This window comes from Amycolatopsis speibonae, assembly GCF_042647925.1.
GTDB classification, from domain to species: Bacteria; Actinomycetota; Actinomycetes; order Mycobacteriales; family Pseudonocardiaceae; genus Amycolatopsis; species Amycolatopsis speibonae.
The window spans coordinates 153,758-178,942 of record NZ_JBHRWK010000025.1; the positions used below are offsets into that span (position 1 = coordinate 153,758).

Annotated in this window: 29 protein-coding genes and 1 pseudogene; 14 read left to right on the forward strand and 16 right to left on the reverse strand. The window is 68.2% G+C overall.

The window, feature by feature from the left end; translation table 11 throughout:
• Positions 1-18 precede the first annotated feature (18 nt).
• Complete coding sequence (locus ACFOSH_RS19445; protein WP_378240381.1) at positions 19-777, reverse strand: AraC family transcriptional regulator; 759 nt, start codon at positions 775-777, stop codon at positions 19-21.
• Positions 778-830: 53 nt separating this feature from the next.
• On the opposite strand from ACFOSH_RS19445, the gene ACFOSH_RS19450 reads away from it, so the two are divergent.
• Positions 831-1,991 carry a 4-hydroxybenzoate 3-monooxygenase gene (locus ACFOSH_RS19450; RefSeq protein WP_378240383.1) on the forward strand — a complete coding sequence of 387 codons (1,161 nt, stop codon included), beginning with the start codon at positions 831-833 and terminating at the stop codon, positions 1,989-1,991.
• Between the two features lie 4 nt (positions 1,992-1,995).
• Here the strand turns inward: ACFOSH_RS19450 and ACFOSH_RS19455 are convergent, their stop codons facing one another.
• From ACFOSH_RS19455 to ACFOSH_RS19475, 5 genes and pseudogenes are all read right to left on the reverse strand, one after another.
• Positions 1,996-2,427, reverse strand: coding sequence for a hypothetical protein (locus tag ACFOSH_RS19455; protein WP_378240384.1), 432 nt, complete (start codon positions 2,425-2,427; stop codon positions 1,996-1,998).
• 154 nt (positions 2,428-2,581) lie between these two features.
• A complete protein-coding gene (locus ACFOSH_RS19460) occupies positions 2,582-4,201 on the reverse strand; it encodes an acyl-CoA dehydrogenase family protein (protein WP_378240385.1) in 1,620 nt (539 codons plus the stop codon).
• Positions 4,185-4,790: a TetR/AcrR family transcriptional regulator gene (locus ACFOSH_RS19465; RefSeq protein ID WP_378240386.1), complete on the reverse strand. Its 606-nt coding sequence runs from the start codon at positions 4,788-4,790 to the stop codon at positions 4,185-4,187. The genes ACFOSH_RS19460 and ACFOSH_RS19465 overlap by 17 nt, the downstream gene beginning before the upstream one ends.
• 32 nt (positions 4,791-4,822) lie before the next feature.
• On the reverse strand, positions 4,823-5,092 hold the full coding sequence (locus tag ACFOSH_RS19470; RefSeq protein ID WP_378240387.1) for a hypothetical protein: 270 nt from the start codon (positions 5,090-5,092) through the stop codon (positions 4,823-4,825).
• A gap of 68 nt (positions 5,093-5,160) precedes the next feature.
• A pseudogene (locus tag ACFOSH_RS19475) lies at positions 5,161-5,582 on the reverse strand (RNA polymerase sigma factor); the annotation flags it as partial.
• Positions 5,583-5,730: 148 nt separating this feature from the next.
• Between ACFOSH_RS19475 and ACFOSH_RS19480 the strand changes: the two are divergent.
• The 4 genes from ACFOSH_RS19480 to ACFOSH_RS19495 are packed head-to-tail and all read left to right on the forward strand — an operon-like array spanning position 5,731 to position 8,443.
• Complete coding sequence (locus tag ACFOSH_RS19480) at positions 5,731-6,258, forward strand: DinB family protein (protein WP_378240389.1); 528 nt, start codon at positions 5,731-5,733, stop codon at positions 6,256-6,258.
• A 10-nt stretch (positions 6,259-6,268) separates the two neighbouring features.
• Positions 6,269-7,036, forward strand: coding sequence for an NAD(P)-binding domain-containing protein (locus ACFOSH_RS19485; RefSeq protein ID WP_378240390.1), 768 nt, complete (start codon positions 6,269-6,271; stop codon positions 7,034-7,036).
• Positions 7,033-7,791, forward strand: coding sequence for a putative protein N(5)-glutamine methyltransferase (locus ACFOSH_RS19490; RefSeq protein WP_378240391.1), 759 nt, complete (start codon positions 7,033-7,035; stop codon positions 7,789-7,791). Before ACFOSH_RS19485 ends, ACFOSH_RS19490 begins: the two co-directional genes overlap by 4 nt.
• Positions 7,792-7,801: 10 nt before the next feature.
• Positions 7,802-8,443, forward strand: coding sequence for a class I SAM-dependent DNA methyltransferase (locus ACFOSH_RS19495; RefSeq protein ID WP_378240392.1), 642 nt, complete (start codon positions 7,802-7,804; stop codon positions 8,441-8,443).
• A 1-nt stretch (position 8,444) separates the two neighbouring features.
• Here the strand turns inward: ACFOSH_RS19495 and ACFOSH_RS19500 are convergent, their stop codons facing one another.
• Both ACFOSH_RS19500 and ACFOSH_RS19505 read right to left on the reverse strand, forming a co-directional pair.
• Positions 8,445-9,284, reverse strand: a complete 840-nt coding sequence (locus ACFOSH_RS19500) for a class I SAM-dependent methyltransferase (RefSeq protein WP_378240393.1) — start codon at positions 9,282-9,284, stop codon at positions 8,445-8,447.
• A 49-nt stretch (positions 9,285-9,333) separates the two neighbouring features.
• Entirely contained in the window at positions 9,334-10,173 is an 840-nt protein-coding gene (locus ACFOSH_RS19505) for an SDR family oxidoreductase (RefSeq protein ID WP_378240394.1), read from the reverse strand.
• Between the two features lie 93 nt (positions 10,174-10,266).
• Here ACFOSH_RS19505 and ACFOSH_RS19510 point away from each other — a divergent pair, with 93 nt between their 5' ends.
• Positions 10,267-10,632, forward strand: coding sequence for a winged helix-turn-helix transcriptional regulator (locus ACFOSH_RS19510; RefSeq protein WP_378240396.1), 366 nt, complete (start codon positions 10,267-10,269; stop codon positions 10,630-10,632).
• On the opposite strand, the gene ACFOSH_RS19515 is transcribed toward ACFOSH_RS19510, so the two are convergent.
• Positions 10,621-11,214, reverse strand: coding sequence for a CGNR zinc finger domain-containing protein (locus ACFOSH_RS19515; protein WP_378240397.1), 594 nt, complete (start codon positions 11,212-11,214; stop codon positions 10,621-10,623). The genes ACFOSH_RS19510 and ACFOSH_RS19515 overlap by 12 nt on opposite strands.
• A gap of 83 nt (positions 11,215-11,297) precedes the next feature.
• Here ACFOSH_RS19515 and ACFOSH_RS19520 point away from each other — a divergent pair, with 83 nt between their 5' ends.
• Positions 11,298-12,494, forward strand: coding sequence for an epoxide hydrolase family protein (locus tag ACFOSH_RS19520; protein WP_378240398.1), 1,197 nt, complete (start codon positions 11,298-11,300; stop codon positions 12,492-12,494).
• Here the strand turns inward: ACFOSH_RS19520 and ACFOSH_RS19525 are convergent.
• Positions 12,476-13,000 (reverse strand): DUF4303 domain-containing protein, encoded by a 525-nt coding sequence (locus ACFOSH_RS19525; RefSeq protein WP_378240399.1) that lies wholly within the window; start codon positions 12,998-13,000, stop codon positions 12,476-12,478. The two genes, ACFOSH_RS19520 and ACFOSH_RS19525, sit on opposite strands and share 19 nt — an antisense overlap.
• 637 nt (positions 13,001-13,637) lie before the next feature.
• Here ACFOSH_RS19525 and ACFOSH_RS19530 point away from each other — a divergent pair.
• Entirely contained in the window at positions 13,638-14,618 is a 981-nt protein-coding gene (locus ACFOSH_RS19530) for a tyrosine-type recombinase/integrase (RefSeq protein WP_378240447.1), read from the forward strand.
• 1 nt (position 14,619) lies between these two features.
• On the opposite strand, the gene ACFOSH_RS19535 is transcribed toward ACFOSH_RS19530, so the two are convergent.
• Complete coding sequence (locus tag ACFOSH_RS19535) at positions 14,620-15,003, reverse strand: hypothetical protein (RefSeq protein WP_378240400.1); 384 nt, start codon at positions 15,001-15,003, stop codon at positions 14,620-14,622.
• 66 nt (positions 15,004-15,069) lie between these two features.
• Here ACFOSH_RS19535 and ACFOSH_RS19540 point away from each other — a divergent pair, with 66 nt between their 5' ends.
• Positions 15,070-15,849 (forward strand): glycerophosphodiester phosphodiesterase, encoded by a 780-nt coding sequence (locus tag ACFOSH_RS19540; RefSeq protein ID WP_378240401.1) that lies wholly within the window; start codon positions 15,070-15,072, stop codon positions 15,847-15,849.
• Positions 15,850-15,910: 61 nt separating this feature from the next.
• Here ACFOSH_RS19540 and ACFOSH_RS19545 read toward each other — a convergent pair whose 3' ends face one another.
• Positions 15,911-16,585 (reverse strand): transglycosylase family protein, encoded by a 675-nt coding sequence (locus ACFOSH_RS19545; RefSeq protein ID WP_378240402.1) that lies wholly within the window; start codon positions 16,583-16,585, stop codon positions 15,911-15,913.
• 270 nt (positions 16,586-16,855) lie between these two features.
• Between ACFOSH_RS19545 and ACFOSH_RS19550 the strand changes: the two genes are divergently transcribed.
• From ACFOSH_RS19550 to ACFOSH_RS19560, 3 genes are all read left to right on the forward strand, one after another.
• Positions 16,856-18,256 carry an MFS transporter gene (locus tag ACFOSH_RS19550; protein WP_378240403.1) on the forward strand — a complete coding sequence of 467 codons (1,401 nt, stop codon included), beginning with the start codon at positions 16,856-16,858 and terminating at the stop codon, positions 18,254-18,256.
• Positions 18,257-18,286: 30 nt separating this feature from the next.
• Positions 18,287-19,045, forward strand: a complete 759-nt coding sequence (locus ACFOSH_RS19555; RefSeq protein ID WP_378240404.1) for a thymidine kinase — start codon at positions 18,287-18,289, stop codon at positions 19,043-19,045.
• A gap of 226 nt (positions 19,046-19,271) precedes the next feature.
• Positions 19,272-19,619, forward strand: a complete 348-nt coding sequence (locus ACFOSH_RS19560) for an RNA polymerase-binding protein RbpA (RefSeq protein WP_005151365.1) — start codon at positions 19,272-19,274, stop codon at positions 19,617-19,619.
• Positions 19,620-19,754: 135 nt separating this feature from the next.
• Here ACFOSH_RS19560 and dapA read toward each other — a convergent pair whose 3' ends face one another.
• Complete coding sequence (gene dapA, locus ACFOSH_RS19565) at positions 19,755-20,654, reverse strand: 4-hydroxy-tetrahydrodipicolinate synthase (RefSeq protein ID WP_378240405.1); 900 nt, start codon at positions 20,652-20,654, stop codon at positions 19,755-19,757.
• Positions 20,655-20,727: 73 nt separating this feature from the next.
• Between dapA and ACFOSH_RS19570 the strand changes: the two genes are divergently transcribed.
• Entirely contained in the window at positions 20,728-21,612 is an 885-nt protein-coding gene (locus ACFOSH_RS19570; protein ID WP_378240406.1) for a LysR family transcriptional regulator, read from the forward strand.
• Here the strand turns inward: ACFOSH_RS19570 and ACFOSH_RS19575 are convergent.
• Positions 21,609-21,989 carry a DUF4406 domain-containing protein gene (locus tag ACFOSH_RS19575; RefSeq protein ID WP_378240407.1) on the reverse strand — a complete coding sequence of 127 codons (381 nt, stop codon included), beginning with the start codon at positions 21,987-21,989 and terminating at the stop codon, positions 21,609-21,611. The two genes, ACFOSH_RS19570 and ACFOSH_RS19575, sit on opposite strands and share 4 nt — an antisense overlap.
• Positions 21,990-22,040: 51 nt before the next feature.
• Here ACFOSH_RS19575 and ACFOSH_RS19580 point away from each other — a divergent pair, with 51 nt between their 5' ends.
• A complete protein-coding gene (locus ACFOSH_RS19580; RefSeq protein ID WP_378240448.1) occupies positions 22,041-22,838 on the forward strand; it encodes a DeoR/GlpR family DNA-binding transcription regulator in 798 nt (265 codons plus the stop codon).
• Here ACFOSH_RS19580 and ACFOSH_RS19585 read toward each other — a convergent pair.
• Together ACFOSH_RS19585 and lnt are read right to left on the reverse strand one after the other, a co-directional pair.
• Entirely contained in the window at positions 22,792-23,559 is a 768-nt protein-coding gene (locus ACFOSH_RS19585) for a polyprenol monophosphomannose synthase (protein WP_378240408.1), read from the reverse strand. The two genes, ACFOSH_RS19580 and ACFOSH_RS19585, sit on opposite strands and share 47 nt — an antisense overlap.
• Before the next feature lie 26 nt (positions 23,560-23,585).
• Positions 23,586-25,178, reverse strand: coding sequence for an apolipoprotein N-acyltransferase (gene lnt / locus ACFOSH_RS19590; RefSeq protein ID WP_378240409.1), 1,593 nt, complete (start codon positions 25,176-25,178; stop codon positions 23,586-23,588).
• Positions 25,179-25,185: the final 7 nt, after the last annotated feature.

The window sequence follows — 25,185 nt, forward strand, 5'->3', positions numbered from 1 at the left end:
ACTAGTAGGTACAGAAAGCTACGGTCGCCGTAAACCAGCCTGGTACCGGCCGGGGGTTTCCCCGACGACGGCGACGAACGCCTCGATGAAGCTGGTGGGATTCGCCCAGCCCAGCCGGGACGACACGGTGGTCACCGCATGGCCGTCCCCTAGCAGGACGAGCGCGTGCTGGACGCGGAGCATGCTCCTCCACTGCCGGAAGCTCACGCCGAGTTCGTCCTGGAACAGCCTGCTGAGCACACGCTCGCTGGCGCCGGCCGCCCGGCCGAGTTCGCGCAACGTCGCGGAACTGGACGGGTCGGCGTGCAGCAGCGCGGTCACCGCTCGCAGCCTGTCGTCGGCGGGCTCGGGCAGGTACAGCTCCTGCGGCTCGGCGTCGGTGAGCTCGTCGATGATCAGCCCGCGGAGCCGATGGCGGGGTCCCTGAGCGCGAGGACGCCCGTCGCTGACCGCCAGGAGCACCTCGCGCAACAGTGGCGTCACGGCGAAGACCGACGGCAAGGCGGGAAGGAAACGGCCCAGCCGGACAGGCAAGTCGATCCGCCGGACCTCGGTCTCGCCGTACGCACGATGGGAATGCTCGAATCCCGGCGGCGTCCAGGTGATCCGATTCGCCGGCGCGACCCAGGTGCCCCGCTCGGTGGTGGTCGCGAGCACGCCGGTGGACGGGTAGAGCAGCTGACCTCGGACATGGGAATGCGGGCCGACCAGCTGCCCGTGAGCCAACGATCCCCGGCCGGTGTCACCCGGTGGCCGGCCTAGGCGGAATTCCAGCATAGAGCGTCAGGATACCGGTAGTAGGACGCCGCGACCTCGGTGAAACTCGAACCATGTCCACAGCGAAAGAGAACAAGCCCGTCGTGATCGTGGGAGCCGGAGTGTCCGGTCTCGCGCTCGGCAACTTCCTCCTGCGCGAGGGAATCGACTGCGTCGTCCTCGAACGGCGCGACCGCGAATACGTCGAGCGACGGCAACGCGCCGGAGTCATCGACACCCGCGCCACCCGCGCGTTCCGCAAACGGGGCCTCGAAGACCGGGTCGTCGGCGGGGCTCCCGTCCAAACCGGTCTCGGTTTCCGTGTCGACGGCGAGGACCGGTGGCTGGAACTCGCCGTCGAGGAACACCGTGAGGGCCGGTTCTGTCCCCAGCAGGTTCTCGTCCGGAACCTCATCACCGTGTTCGAACAGGACGGAGGCGACCTGCGGTTCGGTACCGAAGTGGCCGTGGAGGACGGCGAACGTCCCCGTGTCCGGCTCGGCGACGGGTCGGTCATCGAAGGCGACTTCCTCGCCGGATGCGACGGCAGCCACGGCGCGACCCGGGCCGCCATCCCCGAGGACCGGATCACCCGCCACTCCCACGAGTACGGCTACGCGTGGCTGGTCGTCCTGGCCGACGCGCCCGCCGACCGCCCGACGTTGATGGCGATCCACCGGCGCGGCTTCGCGGCCCAGTTCGGTCGCGGGCCGCAGGCGAGCCGGTTCTACCTGCAGTGCCCGCTCGAGGACACCCCCGAGGAGTGGCCGGACGAGCGGATCTGGAGCGAACTCGAAACGAGGTTCGGCGAACCGATCCCCACGAAGGGCACGATCGTCGAGAAGCAGGTAGTGCCGCTTCGGGGGGAGGTCCACAGCCCGATGAGTCACGGCAGGATCCACCTGCTCGGCGACGCCGCGCACATCGTCCCGCCGATGAGCGCCAAGGGCATGAACCTCGCCCTGCACGACGCCGACGTCTTCGCCGACGCCCTGGTCCACTACTACAAGAACGACGACCAGAGCCTGCTCGACGCCTACTCCGACACCCGCCTGCGCGACGTGTGGAACTACCAGGCTTTCGCGACGTGGTTCACCGACACCATGCACGACGCCGGGGACCCGGGCAGTCGAGGGGAATTCCGTCATCGGGTGGCACGCGCGGACTTCGAGCGCCTGTTCACTTCGGACACGGCGAACCGGCTGCTCAGTGAGTTCATGGCCGGCCTGAACTGAACCGCTACTTCTTGCTGAGCCGGACGATCCCTTCGCCGCCCTGCACCGCGACGACGACGATCACCTGCCGGTTGATCTGATGGACCATCCCCGGCGGACCGGACACCGCCTCACCCATCCCGCCGGAAGACGGGGCGAGACCGACCTTCCCGGCCTGGATCGCGACCGAAAGCGGCCCGGCTCCGCCGTCGTTGGGAATCTGGTCGCCGGTCCGGACCAGGACCTCGCACTCCCCGTCGGCGCAGGCCCGCAGGTCCCGCCCGTCCGCCGCGGCGAACGGGGTGCCGGACGGGGCCGCCGCCTCCATCATCGGCACGTTCTCCGTGGACGGTCTCGAACTCGCCGCCGCGAAGAGCGGTGTCGGGTCGGTTCTCGCGCAACCGGAGGCGAGCAACGCCAGCGGAATCAGGACCAGGCATCTTCGGCGATCGACCATGACCGAGGAACGTAGCCGACACGCGGGCCCGTGGATGCACCCGAATTCCGCAATCCTGCGGCTGTTCGCAGTGCTCGGCGCCGGTCCGGCCGGGGTAATCGGCCGGACCGGCGCACCACGTGGTCAGGCGCGTACAGAGCGTCTACTCGACAGGTCAGACCTCGGCGCGGGCGATGATCGCCCGGGTGTCCACACCGGAGGGAAGCGTCCCGAACGCGACACCCCAGTCGCCGCCCAGCCGCGACGCGCAGAACGCGTCGGCCACCGCCGGTGTCCCGTGCCGCACCAGCAACGAACCCTGCAGCACCAGTGCCATCGATTCGACCAGCCGCCGCGCCCGGTACTCGATGTCCGACAGATCGGACAGTTCCTTGCGCAGCCTCCCCGCCGCGTCGTCGAGCCGCGTGTCGGCGCCGGCCGCCTGCTCGACCTCCGCGAAGTACGCCGCCACCGACTCCGGCTGCTTCGCCATCGCCCGCAACGCGTCCAGCGCCGCGACGTTGCCCGAACCCTCCCAGATCGACATCAGCGGAGCCTCACGGTAGAGCCGCGGCATCCCCGACTCCTCGACGTACCCGTTGCCACCCAGGCATTCCAGCGCCTCGACCGCATGCGACGGGCCGCGCTTGCACACCCAGTACTTCGTCACCGCCAGCCCCAGCCGCCGGAACGCCTGCTCCTGCTCGTCACCCGGCCGGTCGGTGGCCGCCGCCAGCCGCATCCCGACCGTCGTCGCCGCCTCGGACTCGACGACGAGGTCGGCCAGCACGTTGCCCATCAGGGGCTGATCCGCCAGGTTCGCCCCGAACACACGACGATGCCGCGCGTGATGGACGGCCCGCACGGCGCCGTACCGCATTCCCGACGCGCTCCCGACCGCGCAGTCCAGCCGGGTGTTGTTCACCATCTCGATGATGGTGCGCACCCCGCGGCCCTCCTCGCCGACCAGCCAGCCGATCGCGTCGTCGTACTCGATCTCCGACGACGCGTTGGACCGGTTGCCCAGCTTGTCCTTCAGCCGCTGCAGCCGGATCCCGTTGCGCGAGCCGTCCGGCAGGACCCGGGGGAGAAGGAAGCACGACAATCCACCCGGTGCCTGGGCCAGCGTCAGGAACATGTCCGACATCGGCGCCGAGGTGAACCACTTGTGCCCGACGATGACGTAGCTGCCGTCACCGAGTGGGCGCGCGGTGGTCGTGTTCGTCCGGACGTCGGAACCGCCCTGCTTCTCCGTCATCGACATCCCGGCGATCAGGCCGCGCTTCGAACTCGGCTCGCGCAGTCCGAAGTCGTACTCCGTCGCGGCCAGCAACGGCTCGTACCGTTCGGACAGCTCGGGGTTGAAGCGCAACGCCGGAATCGCGGCGTACGTCATCGAAATCGGGCACGTGTGCCCCGCGTCGACCTGGCCCCAGACGTACATCTTCGCCGCCCGCGCCGCGTGCGCGCCGGGCCGCGGATCCCGCCACGGCGTCGCGTGCAGTCCGTGGGACACCGCGACGTCCATCAACTCGTGCCAGTACGGGTGGAACTCGACCTCGTCGATCCGGTTCCCGACCCGGTCGTGCGTCCGCAGCACCGGCTCGTTCTCGTTGACCAGCCTGCCCCACTCCTGGGCCTGCTCGCTCCCGGCCAGCCTGCCGAGCGCGTGCACCTCCGCCGCCGCCCAGCCGGCGTCCGCCCGTTCCAGCCCCTCCAGCAGAGCCGGATCGGCGGCGACGTCGTACTCCGTCAGCGGCTGGACCTGGTTGGTGACCTCATGAGTGACCGGCATCGGAACCTCCCAAAGAACGCAGGACGAAAGTGCGCAGCCCGGACACCTCGTCCGCACTGCCGGTGGTCAACGGGCCGATCAGCACCTCGGCCGCCGCGCCGACGAGCGCCGCCGCGGTGACCTCGGCGTCCTGGGCGGGGAGCACCCCGGACTGGACGCCGTCGGCCACGTGCTGCGCCACGACGTCGCGGAACGCGCGCCGGAACACCAGCCGTTCGGCCTCGATCGGCGCGTCGACGGGCTCGGCCAGCAGCGCGTACGCCATTCGCGGGGTCTTCAACGCCCGGGTAGCGAAGGTGTCGAAGACCGCCACGACCCGCTCGGCCGGCGTGCCGGGCCGCTCCGACACCGCACGCACGGCCTCGACCTCACGCGTGACGACCTTCCGGAACAGCTCCACGACCAGGGCGGCCTTGGTGGGGAAGTGGCGGTACACGCTCCCGACGGCCACCCCGGCCCGCTCCGCGACCGCCGATACCGAGCATCCCGCGTATCCGCGTTCGGCCAGCTGCTCCATGGCAGCGGCGAGGACGGCGTCGCGCTGGGCGTCGAGGCGCTCTTGGACCTTCGGTGTACGGCGATACGGCACCCAAGAAGTGAAGCACCGATTCATACCTTCAGTCAATGCGCGCGGACCAGCTCCTCCACGGCCCTCGCGATCCCCTTCTTGTCATAAGCGCTGGCCGGCATGGTCGCCGCATGCGCGTGGCGGACCACCCCGTCCCGGTCGATCAGCACACTGCCGGACTGCTGCAGCACCTTCCTCACCAGCCCGAAGGCCTCATGCGGGGTGCCGCGCTCCCCGGTGACCACCCGAAGCGACAACCCACGCTTGGCCCGCCACGCCGCCGCCTCGGCACGGCCCTCGGGAACGGCGACCAGCACCCGCACCCCGGCGGCGTCCGGGCTCCTCGGTCCGCCCGGCGGTGTCCTCCAGAGCGACGTCAGGGACTCTGGATCCGATCCGGATGGCCCTGGATGTCCCGCATGATCAAGACGCGACGCTGATCAGCCGGTAGCTCGGCGATCGCCGCGGCCACCCGCCGTGCCTCCAGCCGCTCCAAGGCGTCGTCCTCTGCCGAGACCATCGCACCGGAACTCGCCAGATCGTCACCGCGCAACGCCCGCCGAGCCCGGCGAAGACATTCGTTGCGCACGATCCGGAACATCCACGAGGCCAGCGCACCGGTCGCCCGCAAGGTGCCGATCTTGCGGTACAGGATGATCAACGCCTCCTGCGCGGAATCCTCCGGCGAAGCGCACAACGAACGCGCGAAACGCTGCACATGCGGATGAGAACCCGAGACCAGGCGGCGATAGCGGCCGCGTCCCCGCCCTGCGCGGCCGCGATCAAGGACTCCCTCGGCCACTCGGCCTCCACGACACCCTCCTTCCGCACCGGGCTTGTCCCGGCCCTTACAAGAGCCGGGACCCCCGCAAAAGGATTCAGTCCCCAGCCGACAGCCTCACGTGACCCCGCTCACGCCCTGTTCCCTCGACTCACCACAAACCCCGCGTCACCCGATGGCATGATCGCCGCTATGACATGGACCGCCCCCGAGGTGACCCGTCCGTCCGGCGACACCGCCGCCGACGAACGCGTTCTCCTGCCCTCCCTGCTGGCCTGGCACCGCAGCACCTTCCTCCACAAACTCGCCGGCCTCACCGGAGAACAGCTCGCCCAGGCGTCGGTCCCGCCCTCGAACCTCACCCTGCTCGGCCTCATCCGGCACCTGGCCAAGGTCGAACGCATCTGGTTCCGCCTGCACTACACCGCACAGGACATCGGCCCCCTCTACGACCCCGCCCTCGGCAAGGACCACGACTTCGAAGCCCTCGACGCCGACAAAGCCGAAGAGGCCTACAACGTCCTACTCGAAGAGATCCGCCTCGCCGACGAAGCCGCCGCCGAAGGGTCCCTCGACGACACCTTCGACCTCGGCGGCAAACCGTTCTCGCTCCGCATGCTGTACGTCCACATGATCGGCGAGTACGCCCGTCACAACGGCCACGCCGACCTCATCCGCGAACGCGTCGACGGCAACACCGGAGCCTAGGAGCCTGACCATGGAATACGGATTCATCGGCGCGGGTGAGATCACCGCCGCCATCGTCGAAGGCCTCAGCAAGGACATCGCCGACCCGCCCTCGATCTTCCTCTCGCCCCGCAGCCGCAGCGTCGGACAGGAACTCTCGGCCCGCTTCCCCAACGTCGAAGTCCGCGACAACAACCAAGCCGTCGTCGACAGCGCCACGACCGTCATCCTCGCCGTCCGCGCGCCGATCGCCCGGGAAGTCCTCCAGGACCTCACCTTCCGGCCCGAGCACGTCCTGATCAGCGCCCTCGCGGGCGTCCCCATCGACCAGCTGCGCGACTGGGCCGCCCCCGCAGGCGAAGTCGTCCGGAGCATCCCGCTGCCCCCGGCCGCCCGCCGCCAAAGCCTCACCGCCATGTACCCCGACAACGCCGAAGCCCGAGCCCTCTTCGACAGCATCGGCGGCAGCATCGTCCCCGCCGCGGAGAAAGACCTCGACATCTTCAGCGGCGCCACGGCCACCTTCGCCGCCCACCTCGACTACCTCGGCACCATCGCGGCGTGGATGACCGACCAGGGCATCGAGGACACCACGGCGACCACCTTCACCAGCCACATCTTCGGCCAGCTCGGCCAATCCCTGCTGGAGCAGAGCGGCTCACTCGAAACCCTCACCGGCAAGCACATGACCCCCGGCGGGCTCAACGAACACTTCCTCACCGACCTGCGCACCAACGGCGTCCCCGACACCGTCCGCCAGGCCCTCGACGCGATCCTCACCAGGCTGCGCGACAAGTGACCATCGTCGCCAGGCTCCGGGCAGCCGGGTGCGTCTTCGCCGAAGACGAAGCCCGGCTCCTCAGCACCGAAGCCCGCTCGGCCGACGAACTCGACACCATGGTCCGACGCCGTATCGACGGCGAACCACTCGAAGTCATCCTCGGCTGGGCGGAATTCCACGGACTCCGCATCACCGTCGCACCCGGCGTCTTCGTGCCACGCCAACGCTCCGAACTCCTCGTCCGCCACGCCCTCACCCTCGCCGAGCCGGGAGCGATCGTCCTCGACCTCTGCTGCGGAACCGGCGCACTCGGCGCCGCCATCGCCACCGAACTCGGCGAAATCCGGCTCTACGCGGCCGACATCGAACCCGCCGCCGTCCGCTGCGCCAGAATCAACGTCGCCGAAGCCGGGGGAGAGGTCTTCGAAGGCGACCTCTACGCACCCCTGCCCGTGTCACTGCGAGGCCGCGTCGACCTCCTCGTCGTCAACGCCCCCTACGTCCCCACCGACGCCATCGCGATGATGCCGCCCGAAGCACGCGACCACGAACCCCGCGTCGCCCTCGACGGCGGGCACGACGGCGTCGACGTCCACCGCCGTGTCGCCGTCGAAGCCCCGCAGTGGCTCGCACCCGGCGGGCACCTGCTGATCGAAACCGGGGAGAGCCAAGCCGCGAACACCGCGGAAGCCATGGCACACAACGGATTGCGGCCCGAGGTGATCACCGACGACGACCTGTACGCGACGATTGTTGTCGGAGCCAGCGGCTAGGGTCCGCGCCGTGACCCACTACCTCGACACCACCCGCACCGCCTACGACACCGTCGCGGCCGACTACGCCGAACTCCTCCGCGACCACCTCGCCGGATCCACCTGGGACCGGGCCATGCTCGGCGCTTACGCCGAGATCGTGCAGGCCGCCGGCGGCGGACCTGTCGCCGAAATCGGCAGCGGACCCGGCCGTATCACCGACTACCTGCACGGACTGGGGCTCGACATCCGCGGCGTCGACCTCTCCCCGGAGATGGTCGCCGTCGCCCGGAAGTGGTACCCGCACCTCGACTTCGAGATCGGGGAGATGCCCGGTTTGTCCATTGAGGACGGTGCGCTGACCGGCGTCGTCGCGTGGTACTCGATCATCCACACCCCACGGGAACGACTGCCGGAGATCTTCGCCGACTTCCACCGGATCCTCGCGCCCGGCGGCCACCTCCTGGTGGCGTTCCAGGTCGGTGACGAAGTCCGCCACATCGAGCACGCCTACGGGCACGACATCACCTGCGACGCGTACCGCCTCTCGCCGGAGAAGATCGCCGGGCAACTGGGGGAGAAGGGGTTCAGCGTGCTGTCCACCCTCGTCCGCGAGCCGTCCGAGGAGTTCGAGAGGACACCACAGGCCTACCTCATCGCCCGCAAGCCGTAGGTCAAGGACGCCGGGCCTCGACGAGCCAGGCCGCCGAGCCGTAGAAGACGCCTCGGTCGGTCTGGTGCCCGGCGAGATCGGCACGCAAAGCCTCGACAGCATCCGTGCGGGCGGCCTCGTCCAGGTCACTCAACCGCCCGCCGTGCTGCTCGACGATGAACTCGGCCGCGTCATCGACGTCCTGACCGAAGTACATCGGCTTGCTCACCGCGCTGCACCGGACATCGGTGTACCCGGCGGAGGTGAGCAGCGCTTCGGTCTCGAGCGAGTCGCTGAGCGCGAGATTCGACGTCGGCACCTCACGGCCGGCGGCGAAGATCGTCCGGAACGTCGTGATCCACTCATTGAGCCCGAACGGCTGCCACGTCAGCAGTACAAGATGGCCCCCTGGCCGGGTCGCCTTGGCCAGATTGGCGAACGCGGCCAGGGGAGTGCCGAAGAACATCGATCCATGCCTGCTGATCACCACATCGAAGCCCGCTTCGGGAAACGCATGGACCTGAGCGTCCACCTGCACGAACGAGACGTTCGGAACACGCTCCTCTCCGGCGATCCGACGAGCGACGCCGAGCATCTCACCGGAGAGGTCGACACCCAGCACGGAACCGTCAACGGCAAGCCGCGCCGCGTCCCGCGTCGTCTGACCGGCACCGCAGCCGACATCGAGAACGTTGTCAGCCGGTCGGATGTCCGCCGCGGAGAAGAACGTGTCGCGGTACGCGGCGACACCGTCGTCGAATCGCTGCGCGCGCCTCGCCCAAAGCGCGCCTTCGTTGCCATTCCACGCCGTCAGCATCCGTTCGTTGGACGGATCGACGCGCACAGCGGTGCTCTCGGACATTTCGGTGACCCCCAGGTTCGATTTCCAGGGATGACCCTAGCGCGACCCGTCAGCGGAACGCGGCGACGTTCCTCGCGGCCCAAACAGCGAACGACCGCGGAGCCCGGCCGAGCACCTGCTCCACGTCCGGACTCACCCGCAACTCGGCCGGACTCGGCGAACTCAGGATGTCCAACGTGTCATCCGCGAGCTCCGCCGGCATGCTCTGGACCATCCCCGCCTTCGCCTCGGCCCGGGTGAGCTCACGGAAACGCACCGGCGAACCCAGCGCCTCGGCGAGCGCCGCGGCCTGCTCGCGCGGCGTGATCACCGCCGGACCGGTCAGTTCGTACACCGCACCGAGATGCCGGTCGTCCACCAGGCAAGAGGCCGCGACCTCCCCGATGTCCGCCGGATCGATGATCGGCACCCCGGTGTCACCGAACGGCGCGGCGACCACCCGCTGCGAGCGGACGGACTCCGCCCACCACAGCGCGTTCGAAGCGAAGCCACCCGGCCGCAGGATCGCCCAGTCCAAACCGGACCCCCGCACCACGTCCTCCAGCTCGCGCATCGCGATCCGTGTCGCGCCGAAAGGCCTGGTCGCCACACCCAGCGTCGAAAGCAGGACAACCCGGCGAACCCCGCTCGCCGCGGCCTGACCGATGATCTCGGCCGGGTTGGCCACGGCGGCATGCAGATCACCGGAAAGCAGGAGGAACAACGCTTTCGCCCCGGCGAGCGCGGGCGCCAGGCCGGCGGGCTCCGCCAGATCGGCCACCACATGCCGCCCGCCTGACGGTGCCGCTGCGGCGTGCCGCGACACCGTCGTCACCTCCTGACCGGCCCTGACCAGCGCCTCGGTCAACGGCCGGCCGATGTTCCCGGTAGCCCCGGTCACCACGATCATGAACAGCTCCTTCGTACGATGTCCTTTGTGGTCCGTGACGTTAGAACCCGGGCTAACTTTTGGTAAGGACATACCTGGAGGTAAGCTCCCGACATGGCAGGAGGCTCGCAGATCACCCAGGCCGACACCGAGACGCGGTATGAGGTGTTTCACACCGACTGCCCCGCCCGGGACGTGGTCGACCACATCACCAGCCGGTGGGGAATCTGGGTGCTGATCTCCTTGCAGGGCAACGACCTCCGGTTCTACGAGCTCCGCGAAAGCATCCGGGGCATCAGCGAGAAGATGCTGGCCCAATCCCTGCGCGCACTGGTCCAAGACGGCCTGATCTGGCGGCACGTCGAGCCGACCACGCCGCCCCAGGTCACCTACGGGCTGACCGAATTCGGCCGCGAGGTCGGCGAGCCGCTGGGGGAGCTGTTCGACCGGATCACCCAGCGACTCGGGTCACGCCCCTAGCGGCGGCGCAGGATCCGAACCGGGGTTCTTGCGCTGATTGGCGTTGAAGCGCGCCTTCTTCTGACGATTCCCGCAGGTACCCATGTCGCACCATTTGCGGGTGCGGCTTTGGCTGGTGTCGAAGAAGGCGGCTTGGCAGGTCGGCGAAGCGCACAGGGCCAATTTTCCGTCTCGTTCGCCGGAGATGATGCCGACCGCGTCCGCGGCGATCACGCTGAGGGCGTCTTCCACGCATGAAGCCGAACTCAGCCGCCATTCACGCTTGCGCTCGGGCGTCAGGATGGCCGCGGCTCGACCCTGAATGCTGCGGTCATTGATGATCTGGACAGCGGACGCAGGGGGAGTGGCTTGGGTCGCGGCCGCTGTCGCGGCGGCGTGAATCGACTCCCTCAGTTCCCGAGCGAGTTCCAGCTGGGCGGTGGTGCAAGAGTCCACGGCGAGACCGTTCACCGCGAGCCAATCGACGAGCCGCTGCGGCGTGGGAATGCGCTCCACCGCGTCGCCGCGACGCTCCGTCAGAGTCGCCGTGAAGCTGGTCGCCAGCACGCTACCGAGGCGGAAGTCAGGGAACCCAGCGGACATGGAACCACCTTAGCCGGTTGCACCCCGACCTGACGACATGTTAGAACCGTCTTAGCCGGTTCCACGATGGTCAGGAGGTTCCCATGCCCCGTTCAACCAGCGAAGTACAAGCATTCGAAGCCCACGCGACCGACGCCGACCTCGACGATCTGCGCGCTCGACTGGCCGCGGCGCGGCTACCAGAAGCCGAGACGGTCTATCGCGCCGCGCCCGACCCTCGCCGATGGGACCAGGGCGTACCTCTCGCCGACCTCATCGACGTCGTCGACTACTGGCGCACCGGCTACGACTGGCGATCGTTCGAAGAGCGCCTCAACCAGATCGGCCAGTTCCGCACGACCATCGACGGCCTGGGCATCCACTTCCTGCACCGCCGATCCGCACGCGCCGACGCCACTCCGCTGATCTTGACGCACGGCTGGCCAGGCAGCATCGCCGAGTTCATCGATGCAGTGGACGAGCTGACAGCTCCGAAAGACGCGAACGCGCCGGCGTTCCACGTCGTGATCCCGTCCCTGCCAGGCTTTGGCTACAGCGACAAGCCGGTCACCACCGGGTGGGGAACCGAAAAGATCGCGGCCGCCTGGGTCGAGCTGATGGCAAGGCTCGGCTACGGCAAGTTCGTGGCCCACGGGGGAGACTGGGGAGGAAACATCACCACGGTCCTCGCCGGCCGGTTCCCGGAGCACGTCCTCGGCATCCACACGACGTTCGCGGAGGGACCGCCCGGCTTGACGACCGACGGCCTGACGGCAGTCGAGCGAAAGTGGACCGAGGAAACCCACGACTTCTGGCACCACCGCGCGGCGTACGCGAAGCAGCAGGCGACCCGGCCACAGACCATCGGCTACTCGCTCGTCGACTCACCCGTCGGACTCCTCGCCTGGATCCTCGACAAGTTCTCCGAGTGGACTGACACCGAAGACAGCCCGTTCGAGACGATTTCCCGAGACAGGATCCTCGACGACGTCACCCTGTACTGGCTGACGCGGACCGGGGCGTCGTCGGCTCGCATCTACTACGAAAGCCACAACTCGCTGGACCCCGAACTCCGGGTCGACGTCCCGTCGGCGATCACCATGTACCCGCGCGACATCGAGAAGTACCCGCGCGCCTGGGCGCAGGAGCGGTACCGGCAGATCGTCCGCTGGAGGTCACCCGAAGCCGGGGGGCACTTCCCGTCGCTGGAGGTCCCCGAATACTTCGTCAAAGACCTGCAAGAGGGCCTGGCCGCAGTGCTGGCCGGGGGAGCAATGGCTGATCAGTCGAGGGCCCAGTAGGCCAGCCAAGCGTCCAGCGCCGGTCCGGGCGGGTTGAGTCGGCGAGCCCGTGCGATGTTCTCCTCGTCATCAGGAACGACCTCGACCAGAGCCAGTGCACCCGTACGAGCCTCGCCGACACCGAACAGTCCTTCATCCGACAGTCTGCGCAGAGCAGTCTCCATCGCACGCAGCCGAAGATCGAACTCCGCGTCGGACGCATCGTCGTCGGCGATGTCGAACACTTCCGGCCGGGCGGCGAACAGCGCGCGGGCGGGCTTCAGGTGCTGCTCACCCAGGATCGAGAACGGCGAATCGGCGTAGGAGTAGCGAACCTCGTCGGCATCCGTCCGCTGAGCCAGCGCCTCGTGCGACCACGCCGACAGCGCTGGACCGAACGCCTCACCGGGCGTGGTCAGCGTGACGTAGTAGAACGTGTGGCCGGGGTTGTCGCGGAACAGATTCGTGACAGCGGCACGAGCGGCCGTGGTCAGTGCGTCCGCAAGGTCCGCTTCGGTCGGAATCACCAGGGCATCGAACCACGCTGTTCGTTCAGGCGAGCGGACAACGGCCCCGGGCAACAGGTGGGGAGCGCCCATATCCCGACTACTTGACATAATGTACATTATCGGCACTTTGGCTGACCTGGATAACGAGGGTCGAGAGGGGCCTCTGGCAGGTTCTGAAGGGGCCTTTCGTCGCATGTCACGAGAGGAAAGCTCCCTTGGCCGCGTCGGACGCGGGCGTGGCTCCCTTCAGTTCTCCCTGGCTCAGACTGTCCGTTGGGTTCAGAGTCGGCCAGGGACGCCCCCGAGGACGCGGATCCGATGTCCGATCACCCGGCCTTAATACGTCACTGTGACGAATTAAGGTAGACATCTCGGTCGCCGAAGATCGACGAAGGCGTCAGTCTTGTGACTCGCTTCGCCGACTCGGCCAGCTGGATCAGCCGCCTTTCGGCCCGAGGTTGCCAAGGCGGGCCCAAATGTCATGAAAGGATCGTTCAGGACGAAAAGCGTCAGGAACGACCCTTTCATGACACTTCGGAAGCGGCGAGCGGCCCGAGATCCCCCGCGAGGGGCTTCCGGACCCATCACTCCGTTTCATGCATAATGGCGATTATGCATGAAACGGAATATAACCCAGTGTAAGACTGTCGGTGCCATACGGTACAAGGTTCCCATGAGGGTTTCCGAGGCACAGCACGCCTTTTTCGCCGCACGTCGTCCCCGTAAGGATTCTCCTCACACCACCGACGCGTACCGTCGCGACCTCGCGGGCATCACCGCTCTTCTGCTCCGCGAGCAAGACCGCTCCCCTGACGACCTCACTGTCGAGATGCTCACCGCGCAGGCGCTCCGCAACGCTTTCGGCGCCTTCGCGGACACCCATGCCAAGAGTTCGGTCCTGCGTGCGTGGTCGACCTGGAACCAGTTCCTCACCTTCTGTGTCTCCGACGGGCTTCTCGCGGGCAACCCGATGGGCGCGGTCGCCCGGCCGAAGGCACCGCCGTTGACGCCGAAACCGTTGCGGGGCGAGGAAACCCCGGAGCAGTTGCTCGCGGCCGCCGCGGACGGTTCGCGCCGGACGCGGGATCCCTGGCCGGAGCGGGACGTCCTGGTGATCGCGCTCGGGCTGGTCGCCGGACTGCGTGCCGCGGAGATGCGGGCGCTGACGGCGCGGTCGCTGGTCGGTCGTCAGGGCGAAATGCGGCTGCACGTCCACGGCAAGGGAAGCCGTGACCGGTCGATCCCGGTGCAGCCGATCATGGAGAAGATCATCGAGGAGTACCTGGCCTCCTGCCGGCGGCGGTTCACCCAGCAGCGGTTCGGGCCCTCCACTCCCCTCCTCCGGGATCGGGCAGGCGAGCCGATCGGCCGCGGCGCGCTGGAGTACCTGGTCAAGTCCTGCTACCGGTGGGCGGGCCTGCACGACCGGGTGCCGGTCGGGGCGAATCTCCACGCGTTGCGGCACACGTTCGCGACGCGGCTGGCCGAGGACGGCGCGACGGCGTCGGAGATCATGGCGCTGCTGGGCCACGCGAGCCTGGCGACCAGCCAGAACTACATCGAGGCGACAGGGCGGGAGCAGCGCGCGGCGGCCGCGAGCAACCGGACGTATCGGGCGCTGGACGGGATCGTGTAGGTCAGCGGAGCTGTTCGAGATCCTTGGCCGCCTGGGCGATTTCGCCGGCGAGACCGCGGAGTTCGGCGAGGGACGCGCCGTCGTCGGCCGCGGTGACGACGTCTTCGGCGGCGCAGCGTAGTTGGAAGAGCCTGTCCTGCAGGGCGGCGATCTCGGTGTCGGAGAGGACGACGGCGTCTTCCGGGAGGCCGCTTCGCTGCAGGGCGGTGCGACGTTCGTAGGCCCGCTGGCGACAGGATTGCCCACAGTAGCGGCGGCGCCTGCCGACGTTGCCGCCCTGTTCGAGCCGTCGGCCGCACCATCCGCAGTGTTTGGGTGCCCCCGCGCGGCGTAGCTCGGACACCTCTTCGGCTGACGTCTTCGGGTGTTCGGCCACTTCCCTCACGGACCAGACCCTAGCTGGCCATCGGACGCTCATGCCGGGGCCACGACCGAAGTGCACACTAGTGGGGTGCCGACACTGTTTCCGTACCTAGCCGACCCGCTCCCCCGTGCCTTCGCCCACCGGGGCTGGCACCTCGGTGACCTGGAGGGACTGGAGAACTCGTTGCCGGCGTTCCAGCAGGCGGTGACGGAGGGTTATCGCTATCTGGAGACGGACGTGCACGCGACGTCGGACGGCGTGGTGGTCGTGCATCATGACGCGTCGCTGGACCGGACGACCGACGGCGCGGGGTTGATCTCCCGGCAGACGTGGGCGCAGTTGCGGGCCGTCAAGATCGGGGGCCGTGCGCCGTTGTCGCGGCTGGAGGATGTGCTCGAGGAGTTGCCGGAGGCGCGGTTCAACATCGACGTGAAGTCGAATCACGCGGTGGTGCCCTTCGTCCGGGTGATCGAGCGGACCGGGGCGCATGATCGGGTCGCTGCGGCGTCGTTCTCGGACGGGCGGTTGGCGCGGATCCGGAAGCTGGCGGGGCCGAAGCTGGTGACGGCGATGGGGCCGCGTTCGGTGGCGGTGATGTGGGCGAACGGGTTTTTGCCGGTGGTGTCGTTGCGGGCCTTGTCGCAGGGTGCGATGGCGCAGGTGCCGGTGCGGCAGGGGCGGCTGAAGGTGGTGGACCGGGCGTTCCTGCGGCAGGCGGCGCGTGGGGGTTTCGAGGTGCACACGTGGACGGTGGACGATCCGGCGGAGATGCGGTCGCTGCTGGATCTGGGGGTGCACGGGATCGTGACGGATCGGCCGGACTTGCTGCGTGAGGTGCTTCGGGAGCGGGGCGCTTGGCCCTCGTGATCCCGCGTTTGGTCCTCCTGAATGCGTACTTGGCGCATCCAGGAGGACCAAACGTGAGGGGTTACCGGGGTGGTTTGCCGGTCCAGGCGGCTTCCCAGGTCTTGGGGCCCAGTCGGCCCGAGTCATTGATGCCGTTGGCGCGCTGGAGGGCGAGGACGGCTTCGCGGGTCTTGTCGTAGTAGCAGCCGGTTCCGGTGAAGCCGTAGCCGTAGGCGTTCATGCGCAGTTGGAACTGCTTGAGCGGTCCCGCGCAGTCGCCGTAGGCGTAGACGACGCCTGGCCAGTCGGGTTTGGGGCCGCCGGGAGGGGCGGGCGGGGTGGGTTTCGGCTTGGGCGGAGGCGGCGGGGCGGGCTGTCCTCCCCCGCCGATGTACGCGGAGTCGTCGTAGGACGGGACTCGTTTGCTGCGGCCGTCGCCGTCGTTGCGGAAGCCGAGTTTGCCGGCGCATTCCCAGGGCTGCCAGCCGCGCATGCGATAGAGGTAGAGGGCCCGGTAGTCCTGTTCGCGGGGGCTGGCCTGGTCGGGTCGTCCTTGGCCACTGACGCTGCGCCAGGTGGGCAGGTCGAACTGATAGGCGCCGTAGTAGCCGTTGCCGGTGTTGATGTTGTAGCGCCCGCTCGATTCACACATGCGGAGCTTGGCCCAGTAGGAGCCGTGGGGATCCGCGGCGGCGGATCCGGTGGTGGCGATCTGCAGGCCCGTCACGGCGAGGGCGAGCAGGAGCGTTCTCGCCACTACGCGGTGTGCTGTGCGAAGGCGATGGGTCCTCATGAGCGGAACAGTAAATAACGGACACTTGCTTCACAAGAGTCACAGCTCGCACACCAGCCTCACATGAAACACACGTGGTTCGTGTCAGCGACACGCCGACGATGGTCGGGCAGGTGGCCGGGAAGGGTTCGTCACGCGTCGAAACGAACACGGTCCGGACTCGTGCCGGACAGGCGGGCGTGATCACCAGTAGTCTCCCGCTGACCTTGACGTTCTCGACTTCAGGAGCAGTGCATGACGGTGGCCGTGACCCGTGAACGCAAGCGGGTGTGGCGGGCTTGGTACCTCTACGACTGGGCCAATTCGCCGTTCTATTCGTCGGTCATCACGGTGTTCGGTGCGCTCTATTTGAGCGAGATCGCGTCTGCGGATGCGAAGGCGAATTTCACCCTTAACGGGGACAGGCCGTGCACCGATTCGAGTGGAGCTTCGAGCACGCTTCAGAGCTGCGACGTCTCGTTGTTCGGGCTGCATTTCCCGGCGGGATCGCTGTGGGGGTATCTGCTGTCGATCGCGACGGTGACGCAGGTGCTGGTGCTGCCGATCGCCGGCGCGATCGCGGACCGGAGCAGGCACAAGCGGCGGATCCTCGGTGGGTTCGCGTTCCTGGGCGCGGTGGCGTCGGCGCTGATGTTCTTGATCTCGGGGACGGACTGGGAGGTCGGGGTCTGGACGTTCATCGTGGCCAACATCGGTTACGGCGGTGCGCTGGTCGTCTACTACTCGTTCCTGGTGGACATCGCGGAGCCGGACGAGCGGGACGCGGTGTCGTCGAAGGGCTGGGCGTTCGGGTACCTGGGTGGCGGCCTGGCGCTGGCGTTGCAGCTGGGGTTCTTCATGGGGCACGACTTCTTCGGGGTGAGTGAGGGTCTGGCGATCCAGATCTGCTTCCTGACGTCGGGGATCTGGTGGGCGGTGTTCACGGTCCCGGCGGTGCGGGCACTCCCCCAGACTCATGTGCCGAAGTCGGCCGAGCGTGGTCTGTCGGTGCTGACGGCCGGGTTCAAGGAGCTGAAGCAGACGATCAAGGAGGCGCGGGCCTTCCCGCTGACGCTGGCGTTCCTCGGGAGCTACCTGGTCTTCACCGACGGGATCACGACGGTGGTGGCGGTGTCGGCCCAGTACGGGAAGGACGAGCTGAAGTACAGCACCCAGGTGCTGATCGTCACGATCCTGGTGATCCAGTTCCTGGCGTACGCGGGGGCGATGATCCACGGTGCGATCGCGGCCCGGATCGGGGCGAAGAAGACGATTTTGGGTAGTTTGGTCGCCTGGGTGGTCGTGCTGTGCTTCGCGTTTTTCATCCAGGCCGGGCAGCCGTTGCAGTTCTACGCGGTGGCTGTCGGGATCGGGCTGGTGCTGGGCGGAACGAACGCGTTGTCGCGGTCGTTGTTCGGTCAGATGATCCCCGAGGGGAAGGACGCGCAGTACTTCTCGCTGTACGTGGTCGGTGAGCGGGGTACGTCGTGGCTCGGTCCCCTGTTGTTCGCGGCGGTCGGGCAGATCACCGGGTCGTTCCGGTGGGCGATCATCGCGTTGGTGGTCTTCTTCGTGCTCGGTTTCGTCTTCGTGTGGCTGGTGCCGGTGCGCCGGGCGATCGAGGCCGCGGGCAACCGACCACCGGCGGTGCTGTGACGGCGGAGCGTGCCGATAGGGTCGACCGTCGTGACCGTACTGAAGGAGAGTGGCCCGGACCCCACGGACGCGTTGTCGTCGGTGCCGGTGGCGGGTTCACGGCGGGGTGTGCCGGTCGTCGGGAAGTTGAAGTTCTGTTACGGGCCGATGGACTGCGGGAAGTCGACGCTGGCGTTGCAGATCGACCACAACCACGCGCGGCAGGGTCGTCGCGGGATGGTGCTGGTGCGGCATGACCGGTCCGGTGAGCCGCAGATCACCAGCCGGATCGGGTTGACGCGCAAGGCGACCGAGGTGGGGAATGACACCGATCTGCGGTTGCTGGTGCGTGAGCAGTGGGCGGCCGGGCGGCATGTGGACTACTTGATCGTCGACGAAGCTCAGTTTTTGTCACCTGATCAGGTGGATCAGCTGGCTGAACTGGCCGATGACGTCCAGATCGACGTGTACTGCTTCGGGATCGCGACGGATTTTCGGAGTGTGTTGTTCCCGGGGGCGGCGCGGTTGTTCGAGCTGGCGGACGAGTTGCAGCCGGTTCAGGTCGAGGTGCTGTGCTGGTGCGGGCAGACGGGACGGTTCAACGCCAGGGTGTCCGACGGCGAAGTGCTGCGGGCCGGGGACACCGTGGTGGTGGCGGATACCGAGCAAGTGCTAGTTGAATCTTCATTGACATCACGTTCTGAGGGCGAACCGAATACGGTCCGTTATCAGGTATTGTGCCGTCGGCACTTTCGACTGGGCGACCTGGGGCCTACCTCGGCTCAACACGGTCAGTTACGGTTGACGTGACAGGCGTACTACTAGCCCATCTGGGGGATATCCGCACCAAGATGGCCGTATTGACGTCACGCCAGAGCGCGAAACCACTCCTACTAGGAGAAGCTGTTGCCACCGGGTGACACAGCTCATCGTGAGCAAGGACATGGTGTCCAGGGAATCCTCTGGCCCTCTTCGTCGTTGCATAGGGTGAGCATCACCCTGGCTCCACCCGGAGCTGACTGAAAGGACCCCCATCATGGCCGACCGTGTTCTCCGTGGAAGCCGGCTGGGAGCGGTCAGCTACGAGACCGACCGCAACCACGACCTCGCCCCTCGCCGCACAGTGCGCTACGCCTGCCCCAAGAACCACGAGTTCGAGGTGCCCTTCTCCGACGACGCCGAGATCCCCTCGGTGTGGGAGTGCAGGCTGCACGGCAGCGAGTCCGAGATCGTGGACGGCGGGCAGCCGGAGCAGAAGAAGGTCAAGCCCCCGAGGACGCACTGGGACATGCTCCTGGAGCGTCGTTCGATTCCGGAGCTCGAAGATCTGCTCAACGAACGTCTCGCCGAGCTGAAGGGACGCAGGACCACCCGGTCCGCCTGACGCACGGCACAAGTAGCTAGCCCCACCACGAACACGGCGAAGCCCCCGCGACCTCCCTCCGCGGGGGCTTCGTCATGTCTCCGGGATGTCAGGCGGCCGCGGACAGGAGTGTCATGAATGAGCCATTCAGGACACTCAAGCGCGGATCAGGCCGGTGATCAAAGGCGCCAAGGCGTCACGAAGCCGCCGCAGATGCTCCGGCGGTGATTCGAGCAGCGGGAGCCGAACTGTCGGATGCGGGATGACGCCGAGGTCGGCCAGCGCGGCCTTGGCCATGATCGCTCCCTGCGAGGTGCGCATGATCGCGTCCACCAGGGGGTGCAGTGTGGTGCTGAGGGCCCGTGCGGTGCCGAGGTCTCCCCCGCGCACCGCACGGATGAGCTCGGCGTTGCGGTCGGCGAAGGCGTTGCCCACGACGCTGACGAGGCCGGTGGCGCCGGCGGCGAGGTAGGGCAGGTTGAGTTCGTCGATGCCGCAGTAGTAGGCCAGCGGGGTGCGTGCCATGACGGACATCGCTTCGAACAGGTCGCCTTTGGCGTCCTTCACGGCCCGTATCCTGGGGTGGCGGGCGAGTTCGATCAGGGTGGCCGCTTCCATGGCCGTCCCGGTGCGGGCGGGGACGTCGTAGAGCATCACGGGCAGTTCGGTGGCGTCGGCCACCGCCAGGCAGTGCGCCACGATTCCGGCCTGGGTCGGCTTGGAGTAGTAGGGGCAGACCAGGAGGAGTGCGTCGGCTCCGGCCGCCTCGGCTTCCTTCGCGCGGTGGATGCAGGTGGCGGTGTCGTAGGTGCCGACTCCGGCGATCACGCGTGCGTGGTGCCCGGTCCGGGTCGCGACGGTATGGACGAGCCGGGCGGCTTCGGTGTCGGTGAGGGTGGGTGATTCGCCGGTGGTTCCGCCGACGACGATGCCGTCGCAGCCGGTGGCGAGCAGGTGGTCGACCAGGCGGGCGAGGCCGGGTTCGCTGAGCGCGCCGCCGGGTTCCATCGGGGTGACCATGGCGGCGAGGTTGGAGCCGAAGAGCGATTCGGTCATGGTGCCCATCCTGTCGGCGCCGATACCTGCGGTCCAGCGATGCTTTTTGGTCGATAGTGCGTAGCCTGGCTTCATGATCGAGGTCGGGGCCTTACGGGCGTTGCGGTCGGTTGCCGCGCTGGGGACGCTGGCGCGGGCGGCGGACGAACTGGGGTTCACCGCCTCCGCGGTGTCGCAGCAGATCAAGCGGCTGGAACGCCAGATCGGGATGCCCGTGCTCGCCCCGGCAGGACGTGGAGTCGTGCTCACCCCGGCTGGGCAGGCGGTCGTCGATTCCTCGCTGGAGGTGTTCCAGGCGCTCGAGCGCTGCGCGGAGGCCGCCCAGTCGGTCGCGGAGGGTGCGCCCCGCGGTGTCCTGCGGGTGGCCGCGTTCTCGACGGCGATCCGAGGACTGCTCTCCCCCGTCCATCCGCGACTGCTGACGCGCTACCCCGACCTCCGTCTGCACATCACCGAGCTGGATCCCGGTCAGGCTCTGCACAGCGTCGACGCCGGGACCGCCGATCTCGCGCTCCTGCACGACGCCGACGGTCTCCCCGCGCCGCTTTCGCCCGCCTTGTCCAGGCGTCTGGTGCACACCGACCTCGGCGACGTCGTCATGGCCGAGACCCATGCGCTGGCGCGAGCCGGGTCGCCGCTGAACAGTGCGGACCTGGCCGGGCACGCGTGGGTGACCAGTCCCCCTGGCACGGTCTGTCACCAGTGGTTCCGGCGGCTGTTCGCCGGTTTGCCCGAGGAGCCCGATGTGCGGCATCTGGTGGACGACTTCTCCACGCAGTTGTCGCTGGTCGCCTCGGGCGAGGTTCTCGCGCTGATCCCGCGTCTGGCGCGCCCGCCCTTGAGCGAAGGGCTCATCGCCCGGCCGCTGCGGCGCCCGCCGACGCGCGAGGTGCACGCGGCGTGGCGGCGCAGCGCCGAGTCCAGCCCCGCTATCCGGGCAGTACTGGCGGAACTCTAGACCGTGGCGGCCTGGTATCCGGGGATGTCCTCCACGCGGTGGTAGACATCGAGGCCGCGGGACAGCGCGATGGTGACGTCCTGATCGGCGCCGGTGGATTCTCCCGGCAGGCGCAGGACGGCGTCGCAGTGGTGCAGCAGCCGGTCGGCTGTGGGGTACATGACCTCCTTGGCGACGGGGTCGGCCACGGTCTTCCCGCCCGCTCCGCGCAGCACCGGGAGTGCGATCCACTCGCCGATCATCGGCACGTGCCCGCTGCGGAAGATCGGCCAGGCGGCCTCTTCGAGCCGGGCGAGGTTGCGGGCGAGGAGTTCGGGGTCGTCGCCGGTGCCGGAACGGAACGGGCCGGCGATGAGGATCATCAGAGGTTTGCTCATGCGCCGGAGCATAATGTGCAACAATCGGCAGCAACAAGGAGGAACGTGCAGATGTTGGCTGCGCAGCGACGAGACCTGCTGATGGAACGACTGAAGACCGACGGCCGGATCGTGGCCAAAGACCTCGCCGCCGAACTCGGCGTATCGGAGGACAGTATTCGCCGTGACCTGCGGGAACTCGCGGACGCCGGACTCTGCCAACGGGTCTACGGCGGAGCTCTGCCGATCTCCCCCGCCACCGCGGACTACGCGACGCGGATGGCGGTCAGCGTCGCGGGCAAGGAAAGGATCGCGAAACGTGCAGCAGCGTTGATCCGGCTGGGGTCGACCGTCGTCCTCGACGGCGGTACGACCGCGCTCGCGCTGGCGAAGGCACTTCCCGTCGACCTCGAAGCGACGATCGTCACGCACAGCCCCACGGTCGCGGCCGCGCTGGTCACGCATCCGAAGGTCGAGGTGTTCCTGATCGGCGGACGTCTCTTCAAGCACTCCGCGGTCACCTGCGGAGCGGCCGCGGCGGAGGCGGCGATGAGCATCAACGCCGATCTGTTCTTCCTCGGCGTCACCGGTGTGCACCCCGAAACCGGGCTCACCACCGGCGACTCGGACGAGGCCGCGATGAAACGCACCCTCGCCAAACGCGCCGCCGACACCTACGTGCTGGCCAGTTCGGAGAAGATCGGCGCGGCCTCGCCGTTCACCGTGCTCCCCCTGTCCGACGTCGCGGGCGTGATCACCGACGCGGCGCCGGACGAACCGACGGTGCGGGAACTGGGGAAACTCGGGGTGAGCGTGCTGGGCGTCAGCCCTTCTTGGCCAGCCCGCGAAGCTGCTGCCAACGACGCTTGATCCCCCACACGCCGACCAGGACGATCGCCTCGCGCACGACCGAACCGCTCATCTTCGACTGACCGACCTCACGTTCGGTGAAGGTGATCGGCACCTCGACCACGTCGAACCCGGCGAGCGCCGTGCGGAACGCGAGGTCGATCTGGAAGCAGTAGCCGCGCGAGGCGATCTCGTCGAGCGGGAGCTTCTCCAGCACCGTGCGACGGTACGCGCGGAAGCCCGCGGTGATGTCGTTGATCTTCGTGCCGAGTGCGACCCTCGCGTAGAAGTTCGCCACCCAGGACAGCGCCTTGCGCTGGAACGGCCAGTTCACCGTGCTGCCGCCGGGAACGTAGCGGGAGCCGATGGACAGGTCCGCGTCCTCGAGGGCCGCCAGCACCCGGGGCAGGTCCTCCGGCGCGTGCGAGCCGTCGGCGTCCATTTCGACGATGGTCGCGTACTCACGGGAGAGACCCCAGCGGAATCCGGCGACGTACGCGGCGCCCAGGCCGGCCTTCTCGGTCCGGTGCATGACCTGGATCCGCTCGTCGGCCTTCGCGAGTTCGTCGGCGATGTCGCCCGTCCCGTCGGGGCTGCCGTCGTCGACGACGAGGGCGTTCACGTCCGGGAGTGCCTTGAGCAGGCGTTCCAGGATCGGGCCGATGTTCTCCCGCTCGTTGTACGTCGGGACCACCACCAGCACCGGATCGATCCCCTGGGCCCCCCGTGGCGCCTGCGCCATCCGCTTTTCCTCCGTGTTCCGGCGGGTCAGCCCGCCGCTTCCCTCGTTGCCTTGGCGGCGCTCGCGCGCCGGGTGCGGAAACGGAGCACGTACCCGCCGGTAACCCCGGCGATCGCCAGGGCCAGCAGCCCGTACTCCGTCGTCACACCGAGTAGATCCGACAGCGTAGTCTGCTGCCTCAGCGGTACGCGCCCCACCAGGGAGTCTGCGGTGAACAGGCTGGTGGAGGCCGTGATCGAACCGTCAGGGGCGACGATCGCGCTGACCCCGCTGGTGGCCGAGACGATCACCGAGCGACCATGTTCCACCGCCCGCAGCCGTGACATGGCCAGCTGCTGGTAGCTCATCTCCCCCGGGCCGTACCAAGCGTTGTTGGTCGGCACGACGAGCAGTTCCGCGCCCTCGGCGACCGATTCGCGGGCCGGGTAGTCGAACGCGGTCTCGTAGCAGATGAAGACGCCGACCTTGGTCCCCGCGACCGACAAGGCGGCGTTGGCGCCGTCGCCCGGCGTCATGTTCGCGACGCTGTCGACGAACGGTGTCACCAGCTTCGCGACTTCGCGGGCCGGGACGTACTCGCCGAACGGGACGAGCTGCTGCTTGGCGTAGCGCTGACCCGGGCCGGTGACCGGATCCCAGACGAGCGCGGAGTTCTGCGCCGAGCCGTCGGGAAGACGGACCAGCGCGCCGATGATCGCCTGTGTTCCGTAGTCACGGACCATCTGGTCGACGCCGGCGTCCCCGGTACGCATGGCCATCGCGGTCTCGGGCCAGATCAGCAGATCGACCTTGGTGTTGCCCGCCTTGAGTTTTTCGAGCAGCCGGGCGCTCTCGGCGAGGTGGTTGCCGCGGAGTTCGTCGCGGCGGCCTTCCAGCGCCAGGCCGATGTCGGGGGCGTTGCCCTGCACCGTGGCGACGGTGAGTTCGCCGTCCTGGGCCTCGGTGCCGACCGTGGGCCACACCGCGAGTCCCGCCACCACCGGCACCAGCGTCAGAGCCGACGCGGCCACCAGCGTGCGCCGCGGGTCGGCTCCCTTGAGTCGCAGGCACAGCGCCGCGAGCCCGAACCCGGTGAGCACGACGGCGAGTCCGACCAGCGGAGCGCCGCCGATCGACGCCAGCGAAACGAACGCGCCCTCGGGCTGGCTGAACGCCACGCGTCCCCACGGGAATCCGCCGAAGGGGAACCAGGCCCGCGGTGTCTCCAGCGCGATGATCACCAGCGCCGCCCACAACGGTCCCAGCGGCAGCCTCCACACCACGGTGGCGAAAGCCCCGCCGAAGCCGAGATACACCGAGAGTGCCATCGCCAGCCCGAGCCACGGCCACGGTCCGAAGTCCGGTCCGAGGAAGTCCAGCAGCCAGGTCAGCAGCGGCAGGAAGAACGCCATCCCGAAGACGAACGCGTAGCCGAACGCGCCTCGGAACCTGCGTCCGTGCACCACCAGGGCGAAGCCGGTGAACGCCAGTGGCGCGAGCCACCACAGCGGACGCGGCGCGAAACTCAGGTACAGCGTGAACCCCGACGCCGCGGCGACGAGGAAACGCAGGAGCCAGGCGCGGGAGAACCGCTTCCCGGTCGCTGCTTCGGGGTCCGGGTTCGTCACGGTCGAGGACACTCCTGAA